The 8,577-nt window shown below is 64.1% G+C and carries 6 protein-coding genes and 1 pseudogene; 2 read left to right on the forward strand and 5 right to left on the reverse strand.

Going from position 1 to position 8,577, the window contains the following annotated elements; genetic code table 11:
- A pseudogene (locus tag VE759_RS15785) lies at positions 1–309 on the reverse strand (hypothetical protein); the annotation flags it as partial.
- A gap of 240 nt (positions 310–549) precedes the next feature.
- Between VE759_RS15785 and VE759_RS15790 the strand changes: the two are divergent.
- Entirely contained in the window at positions 550–819 is a 270-nt protein-coding gene (locus VE759_RS15790) for a hypothetical protein (RefSeq protein ID WP_324934088.1), read from the forward strand.
- A 265-nt stretch (positions 820–1,084) separates the two neighbouring features.
- Positions 1,085–2,368 carry an acetamidase/formamidase family protein gene (locus VE759_RS15795; protein WP_324934093.1) on the forward strand — a complete coding sequence of 428 codons (1,284 nt, stop codon included), beginning with the start codon at positions 1,085–1,087 and terminating at the stop codon, positions 2,366–2,368.
- Positions 2,369–2,585: 217 nt separating this feature from the next.
- On the opposite strand, the gene VE759_RS15800 is transcribed toward VE759_RS15795, so the two are convergent.
- From VE759_RS15800 to VE759_RS15815, 4 genes are all read right to left on the reverse strand, one after another.
- On the reverse strand, positions 2,586–5,036 hold the full coding sequence (locus VE759_RS15800; RefSeq protein ID WP_324934095.1) for an MMPL family transporter: 2,451 nt from the start codon (positions 5,034–5,036) through the stop codon (positions 2,586–2,588).
- Between the two features lie 246 nt (positions 5,037–5,282).
- A complete protein-coding gene (locus VE759_RS15805) occupies positions 5,283–6,779 on the reverse strand; it encodes an FAD-dependent monooxygenase (RefSeq protein WP_324934097.1) in 1,497 nt (498 codons plus the stop codon).
- A gap of 232 nt (positions 6,780–7,011) precedes the next feature.
- Complete coding sequence (locus VE759_RS15810) at positions 7,012–7,746, reverse strand: SGNH/GDSL hydrolase family protein (RefSeq protein ID WP_324934089.1); 735 nt, start codon at positions 7,744–7,746, stop codon at positions 7,012–7,014.
- Between the two features lie 56 nt (positions 7,747–7,802).
- The coding region (locus tag VE759_RS15815; RefSeq protein WP_324934091.1) for an MMPL family transporter at positions 7,803–8,577 on the reverse strand (775 nt) is incomplete at its 5' end.

Raw genomic sequence — 8,577 nt, forward strand, 5'->3', positions numbered from 1 at the left:
GCCGGCACAGCCGATTTCGAGCACGCGCGCGGTGGAGACCTCGGCTGTTTCCAAACCGAACAGGTGGGCGACCGCGGCCAGCTGTCCCGGCGCCGACTGCGGAAACGAATTCGAGGTGTACGGCGTCATGTCGTAGTCGGCACGCAGTCGGTTAACCGCGTCATCCGCGTCGTAGGTGGCATCCACCTGGTCAGCCGATTGACTCAACGTGTGCTCCTGTGATTGTTTCGCAGCACCACCGGGCATATGTGTCCAACGCCGCACCATGGTGCGTGTGGGACATGGATCCATGGTCGTGGTCGTCGTCATTCGATCACAGTCTTTGCATCGACACAGGGATGGGGCGGCCGATCCACCAAGTTCTGGGATGCCGGGCTGCTTGCGGAGGTCGAGCTACCGTTAAACCGCGTATCCCCGAGGGGAAGGCCGTCATTTCGGGGGACCATCTGCTGCACAGTCGGACGCCAGGAATTTCAGCGAGGCCCGTCGCGTTGACCCGGTTATCGGCCGGTCCATCCGGCTGTGAATCGTTTGTCAAGGACGCCTGGAATGACCGAACCGCACGACCATCGCGCCGCCACCCTGGATCCGCCGAGTAGTCCAGGGATCACACTCGAAACGACATCCCCGACCGCCGTTCTCATTACCGAGCCAGAGGTTGCCTTCGGCACGGCGGCGGCGCTGCCGGTGCTGCCCACCAGGACTCGATGGTGGATCATGACGATCGCAGCTGCCTTGCGGCGGATATTTCCGACGACGACGCCGCGACGCCGATACTTCGACGACGCCGTCATGGCACGCGAGATGTACCGACTCTGAACGCATTGCATGCGTTGATAGCAATCTGCCGCCGTTTTGGCGACGAACCGCGATGTCTTAGCTCCCTTTTATCTGCTCGAGCACGGTAATCTGCCGCAATCCTGCGCTAACGCAACTGAAATCTGACATCACTAACTTCCGGGGACGACGTTGGTCGCTAGCGAAGGAAGTGCACGTGATCGAAGTACCCGAGTCCGTACCGACCGCCCCGCAGCCGCTCGCCGGCGGCTTTGACCGTCGCGGATTTCTTCAGGCGGCGGCGACGCTGGGCGTCGGTGTCGGAGCCACTGCCGCCCTCGCCGCTTGTTCGAAAGATCCGTCACCAGCTACAGCGGCGGCCGCAAAGTTGCCTTACTCGGCGGTCACCGTATTGCAGCCTGGCCAGGGTGATCGTGGCGGTGACCATTACTTGTCTTCCCTTCCCGATCAGGTGCTGTGGGGCTATGTGCCCACGGTGCACGCCGCACCCGTGCTGCAGATGCGCTCCGGGCAGACGGTCACGATCGATACGGTTTCGCACGAGGGCATCCTGGAGGACCAGGGCCGTAGCCCGGTGGAGTATTTCGGTGGCCATGGTGTCAACGACAAAGACGTTCTCGATGACGTGAAAACCATTGCAGCTCAATATAACCGTACAGTCAGAGACTTCGCCAAGGATGGCCCGCATGTGGTCACCGGGCCGGTTTTCGTTGAGGGTGCCGAGCCCGGCGACGCCCTGAAGATCGAGACCCTCGAGGCGGTGCCAAGGGTGCCCTACGGCGTCGTGTCGAGCCGGCACGGCAAGGGCGCGCTGGCTCTTACCGCCGACAAGGCCGCACCCAAGGGAATCACCGTCGCCGAGGTGATGCCGCCGGCATCCACCGATGGTCGCTCCGGCCCGGACCCGAGGAACTGGGGTGACGTGTCGGTGTTCACGCCCGTCAAAGACGGCCGGGGGGTGATGCCCGTTGGGGCCGGCGCAGCGGTGCGGTTCCCGTTGAATCCGTTCATGGGCATGATGGGCGTCGCGTTCGTTACGGATCCCGGTCTCACATCACCCAACGCCAACTCGGTGCCTCCGACGATCGGCGGCGGCAACATCGACATCAAACTTCTCGGCGTCGGGTCGACATTCTATCTGCCGGTGTTCGCTCCGGGTGCGCTGTTCTACGTAGGCGATCCGCACATGGCGATGGGCGACGGAGAAGTGGCGCTGACGGCGATGGAAGGCTCGCTGCGCGCAACTTTCCGCCTCACCGTCTGTAAGCAGGGCTCCGGTGACGCGCCCAGTGTGGCCTTCCATTATCCATTTGCCGAGACCCCAAAGGCGTGGATACCGATCGGGCTGTCCGACCCTGACGGCGCGCTGAATGGTCAAGTCACCGATCTCGACGTGGCCATGCGGCGTGCGGTGATCAATGCGCTGGACTATCTCGAGCACGACCGCGGCATGGACCGCGGCACTGCCTATGCCTACCTATCGGCCGCCGCCGATTTCAGCGTTTCCCAAGTGGTGGACCGCACGACCGGGGTGCATGGGCAGATCTACAAGGAGCACTTCTCGACGTAGCACGGGGTCGGCCGTCGTCGGCCGCTCCGCCGAATGGCTGATTCAGGCGCCAACGGGGGATAGCGAGCTCAATTCAGGGATCTTCCAGACCCTGCCGGCGTCGCTGCACCGGCGCTCCGGCGCTCCGCGGAAGCCCAACGGCGCGTTGGTCACCGTGCCCGGCTAACGCCCAACCGCCACGAGCGCAGCAAGGTCGAGCTGCAGCATAAGCTCGTGACTATCCATTGAGATCCCCGGCGGGCGATGGTTCGCCGCCATCAGCGGTGCGGGCGTTCGGCATTGGCGTGGTCCTCGCCGCCGACGGCGTGTTCGCCCGGGCCACCCAAGCGGTAGCCCCCGACTGGGAGGAACCTTCGACAGTGGGATGGGTGGGGTCATGCGGCCGCCGCGGCCACTCCGACATGGATGCGCCGGCCCCAACGAGAGCCTCCTCCGGCTCCGCCGGCGCCGCAGCTGGCGTGCGCTCGTCGCGCACACCGATCTCGTCGAGCCCGATCCGGCTGTGCAGCCGTTTCATCCACCGCGGTGCCCACCAGCACTCGTCGCCGAGTAGTTTCATGATCGAGGGCACCAGGAACATCCGGACCACCGTCGCGTCCAGCAGCAGCGCGGCGATCAGGCCGAACGCCAGGTATTTCATCATCACCAGGTCGGAGAAGACGAACGAGCCCGCCACCACGACGAGGATCAGCGCCGCCGCGGTGATGAGGCGGCCGGTGATCGCGGTGCCAGTGCGGACGGCCTCCGCGGTGGACATGCCGCGCGCGCGGGCCTCGACCATGCGGGACACCAGGAAGACCTCGTAGTCGGTCGACAGGCCGTAGATCACCGTGATGATCAGCCCGATCACCGGGGCCGTCAACGGGGTGGGCGTGAAATTCAGCCACCTCGAGAAGTGGCCGTCGACGAATATCCACGTCAGCACGCCCAGCGTCGACAGCAGCGTGAGCGCGCTCATCAGCGCCGCCTTGATCGGCAACACCAGTGATCCGAACGCCAGGAACATCAGAAGCGTCGTCGTCGTGACCAATATGACGAGCATCAGCGGGAGCTTGGCGGATAGGGTGTGGATGCTGTCCTGTTCGAGCGCGGGTGTGCCGCCCACCCACACGGTCTGCCCGCGCAGCGGCGAGATCAACCGTAACTCGTTGACCTTCGTGCCGGCATCAAGGCGGTTCACCAGGCCGTTTTGGATCACCCGAACCGACGGATCTTTCGATGCGCCGTCGAGGTATGGCCGTTCCTTCCACATATTGGCCGGATCGTTGTTCGGGTCGGTAAACCCCGAAACGGCCATCGCCTCGCTGCGGACCTGTTGAACCTGGTCGTCGGTGACCGGCCGGTGGTCCGTGCGCTGGATGACCAGCGTGAGCGGCTCGGTGCGGAACCCGGGGAAGGTCCGGTCGAACTCTTCCTGCGCCTGGCGGACCGGGTTGCTCGGCGGCAGGTATTTTTCGCTGATGCCTCCAAGGGCCAGTTTGCCCAGCGGGGCGATCAGCAAAACCATCAGGACAACGATCGGGGTCGCAAACGCGATCGGCCGCTTCATCACGCGGTCAGCCAGCCTGCCCCAGAACCCGTTCGCGACCTCTTCGCTGGTCTTGGTCTTCTGCAGCCGATCGCCCAACCAGTTCAGCAACCAGTTGCTGGGTGTCCAGTTGCGGAAGAACGGCACCCGCAGCAACGTGTGCACGCCGAGGGCGTCCACGTTGCGGCCCAGCATCCCCAGGCAGGCGGGCAGCACCGTGATCGACAGCAGCGCCGCCAACACGACCGAGGCAATCATGGCGTAGGTGAGTGACGTGAGAAAGCCCTGCGGGAACAGCAACAAGCCAGATGGGGACGCCACGATGAGCAGGGCCGAGAACGTCACGGTTCGCCCGGCCGTCATGACAGTGCGGCGCACCGCGGTTTTGGTGTCGTGGCCCTCGGCGATCTCCTCGCGGAAGCGGGTGACCACAAATAGGCCGTAGTCGATGGCGATACCGAGGCCGATCAGGGTGACCACCGGCTGCGCGAAGTAGTGCACCGGCTGATACATCGCGATCAGACGCATGATGCCTAGCGCGCCGGCGATGCTCAGCGCGCCGATCATCACCGGTAGGACCGCCGCCACAACACCGCCGAACACGAAGAACAACAGGACCGCCACCATTGGCAGCGCGAGCACTTCGGCCCGCTTCTGGTCTTCGCCGATGGTCCCGGTCAGCTCGTTGGCCAGCGGCAGCAAACCGGCCAGCTTCACGTCGACGCCCGGGATGGCGAAGTCGTGCTGGACCATCTTGTAGTTGTTGAGGATGACGTCGTCGTTATCGCCCTTGAGCTGAATCGACACGAACGCGTGCTTCTTGGACGCGTCGGCCATGTTGCCCAGCCGGTCGGGGCGCGTGAAATAGCCGACCGACCTAAGGATCTGGTTCGGGTGATCCCTTTCGACCCGGGCGAGGTTATTCAGGATCTTCTTGCCGAACTCCGGGTCGTCGACGGTCTTGCCGTCCGGAGCGGTGTAGATCGCCACGATATGGCCGGTCGTGTCCCTGCCGTACACCTGGTCACCCAGGCGCGACGCCTTCGCCGACTCGCTGTTGTCATCGTAAAAGCCGCTTTGGGTCACATGTGAGCCCAAACTCGCACCGAACACGCCACCAGCTAGGCATAGCGCCACCATCGCTCCGACCACGCTGAATCGGTAGCGGTATACCGTTCGACTCCACCACGCGAAAACGTTAACCCCTAGATGGTCTTCCTCTGCGAACGGCGCATCATTTCAACCCAGTTCATCATGCGCGAGATTACAAGCAGCACAGCGGGTGGGCTCACGTCGTTTCGGGCCGAACCAAATGTGGTCGTGCTCACGGATGCCGGACCATCAAAGCAGTCATGGTGCTGGATGGGTTGCGCCGAGTCGCCTTGGTCATGGGGTTCCGAACCAGGTTGTCAGCGCGTCGCGCAATCCGGTTTCTGTGCCGTCGCCCACCCAGGCGATGTATCCATCGGGTCGGATCAGCACGGCTTCGGGCGCCGATATTTGGCCCAGGACCGGGAGCTGCCAAGTGCCTGCGTATTGGGCATCGACCGCCAACACGCGATGTGCCCATGGGGTTATGTCGAAACCCCAGGGCTCGCCGAGGTTCAGGAGCACCGCGCGGGCCTCGTGGAGCAGGGTGAATACCCGCACCGCGCCACCGGGGGCGAGCACGTCGAGATCGGGCATGCGGCGCCCGAGCAGCGGGTGTCCCTCACCCAGGTCGTAACGAATGTCCAGACCAGAGATCATCGCGGCGAACCGCGTGCGCGGCTCATCCATGCTCAGCAGCTCGGACATGGTGTCGCGCAACGCCTCGATACGCTCGCCGGGGCGGAGGAGCGCGGTTTGCGCCATGGTGTTGTGCAACACCCGGGCAGCGACCGGGTGCCGCTCGGCGTGGTAGGTATCCAGCAGGCTTTCTGGCGATGTCTTGTTGACCACCTGGGCCAGCTTCCATCCGAGATTCACCGCGTCCTGCACACCGATGTTGAGGCCTTGTCCGCCCGCCGGGTAGTGCACATGTGCGGCGTCGCCGGCCAGCAGGACCCGTCCGTTGCGGTAGGCCGCGGCCTGCCGAGTCGTATCGGTGAACCTGGAGATCCAGGTGGGGCTGTGGATCCCGTAATCGGTCCCGTAGACGGCGATGAGTGCGTCGCTGAGATCGCGTAGGGTGGGCTCGCTGTCGGCTCCGACGTGCTGTTCGGTCACCAGGACCCCGACCGGACCCTCGTCCGCCCACTTGATTTGGCGGCTGCGGTCGGTGACTACGTAGTCCAACCTGCCGAAGGAGTGGACGCCGAGCGCGTCGCGGCGGACGCCCCACTCGGGCTCCTGGTCCATCGCGACTTCAGCGATCAGGCAGCTCGTGGTCGGATCCCACCCGGGAAACTCGATGCCGGCTGCCTTACGGATCAGACTGCGTCCACCGTCGCACCCGACGAGATACTTCCCCCGCAGCGACTGGCCGCCGGACAGCTGGACGTCGACGCCGGTGCCGTCTTGGGCGATACCCGTCACCTCACGTCCGCGATAGATCGGAACGCCCAGCTCGTCAACCCAGCCGGCCAGGATGCACTCGATGTGGTTCTGCCACAGCCCGAGCCCATAGGGGTGGCGGGTCGGAAAGTCGCTGATGTCCAAAGGAATCCAGGCGAACCCCGCGACCTGAGCCACCTGCCCCTGCGAAAGGAACCGATCGGCGATTCCACGCTGATCGAGAACCTCGATGGTGCGCGAATGCAGACCGCCCGCGCGCGAGCCAATGAGGTCCTGGCTGGCGCGCCGCTCGACAATGGCAACGTCGACCCCCGCCAACGCCAACTCGCCCGCCAGCATCAGCCCGGTCGGACCACCTCCAGCGACCACAACCGCATGTTTGGCCATCGGTTCGACGTCCTTGCGCGACCCATGCGTCGACAACAACACGCCCATTTCGCTACCCCCATTTCCGCAGGTTCTGGCCTCGGCCAGCGATTCTGCGGCACCACCCCGGTCTTGCCGCAAGCCCCCCAGTGCGCTATATGTTGAAAGTGGAAGGGAGTAGGTACTCCTCTTATCACCCTTTTATCAGCCGGGGCACGAGAATTCTTCACCCTCTTCGGGGGGAATCTCTGTCTTAGACATCGCTGGTCTGCGAAACGAATTCCTCGATGAGATCTGCGATCATCGTTGCGCCCCTGGTATTTTGGTGAAGTAGATCCGTTGTCAGCTGCAGGCCGCGGCGGCGGGAGATGTCGTCGAGCGAGCGCCGCAGTATGAAGTGCTGTATCGCCGCGCCGGCCGACAGGGCCAGGCCATCGCTGTAGCGGATACCCGGTGCGAACCCGCCCGCCTGCAAGTGAGCTATCTGGCGCTCGTTGAGTGGAAGGTATGCGATACCGCGTGTTTCGGCGATCTGCTTGAGCACGGCGCTGTACTGCTGGGAGCGTTGCACCGACTCAGAACCGAGTTCCTCGCCGAGAACCGGCAGCGAGAGCAGCCCAATCCGGGCCGAGGTTTCCCTAGTCAACCGGTCGATGATCGCGGTGACATTATCGCGGTATCCCTCGATCGTGGGTCGCGCGGTGAGCTTTTTCATTCGCGTGAATCTGGCGATGTTTCTCTCCGACATGCTCGCGTTGGCATCGTTGGTGCCGATCAGCACGGTCACCAAGTCGGGCCGCAGATCGATCACGGAGTCCAGGCGCTGCAGCGCGTTCTCGGCGAGATCACCGTTGGCGCCGGCATTGGTGAACACGTACGGCCCTGCGAAGGTTCGGCGGGCCAGCAGCGTCACGTAGTCGACGCTTACCTGGCCGCGGGTGATGCTGTCGCCGAGGCAGACGACGTGGCGTCGGGGCATCGAGGTCATGTTCCCGCTTCCGTCAGATCGTTAGTGCGTACGCGGTAACACTATGATGCGCTGCTTTACACGGCTTCGGTGTCGCTCAGCGACGCCGCGGCGGAATCCGAATCAGCGTCGGGTGCGTGCGTTGACGATGTCCGGACAGCCTGGCCGTCGCTGATCCCGAAGCGTTCGTGCAGCCGGGCCAGCGGCTTAGGCGCCCACCAGTTCCACCTGCCCATCGCATGCATGAACGCCGGTACCAAGACCGTCCGTACCAGCGTGGCGTCAACCAGCACCGCCAGCGTCAGGCCAAGACCGAAACTCCGCATGAATGACACATGGGCGGCGGTCAGCGCCGCAAACGAGATCGACATCACCAGCGCGGCCGCCGTGATGACTCGACCGGTGTGCGCGACGCCCAAGGCGACGCTCTCATCGTTGTCGGCGCGACTGCGCCCCGAAGCCAGCCAGAACTCGCGGATCCGGGAAACGAGGAAGACCTCGTAGTCCATCGACAAGCCGAAAGCAATGCAGAACAGCAGAACCGGCATGTTGGTGACCAGCGTGCCCGTGGATGTCGTTCCGAGCGCGCCCAGATGCCCGTCCTGGAATATCCACACCATGGCGCCGAACGCGGCGCTCAGCGATAACACGTTGAGCACCAAAGCTTTTAGGGGCACCACCACGCTGCCGGTCAGTAGAAATAGCAGTCCAAACGTGATCACCGCGATCAGGCCGAGCACCACTGGCAGCCGTGACGTGATCGCGTGCACAGTGTCCCGGTTGAACTGTGCGGTCCCGGTGATGTCGACTCGCCTACCGCCGGGGCCCGGCACCGCGTGCAGGCGGTCGAGT

Origin of the sequence: Mycobacterium sp., from assembly GCF_035640695.1 — a bacterium.
GTDB lineage: Bacteria > Actinomycetota > Actinomycetes > Mycobacteriales > Mycobacteriaceae > Mycobacterium.

What these genes read in the sequence shown, in the direction of transcription:
- VE759_RS15790 (WP_324934088.1), top strand. Translation starts at nt 550, where the DNA reads ATGACCGAACCGCACGACCATCGCGCCGCCACCCTGGATCCGCCGAGT.
- VE759_RS15800 (WP_324934095.1), bottom strand. Translation starts at nt 5,036, where the DNA reads ATGGTGGCGCTATGCCTAGCTGGTGGCGTGTTCGGTGCGAGTTTGGGC.
- VE759_RS15805 (WP_324934097.1), bottom strand. Translation starts at nt 6,779, where the DNA reads ATGGCCAAACATGCGGTTGTGGTCGCTGGAGGTGGTCCGACCGGGCTG.
- VE759_RS15810 (WP_324934089.1), bottom strand. Translation starts at nt 7,746, where the DNA reads ATGACCTCGATGCCCCGACGCCACGTCGTCTGCCTCGGCGACAGCATC.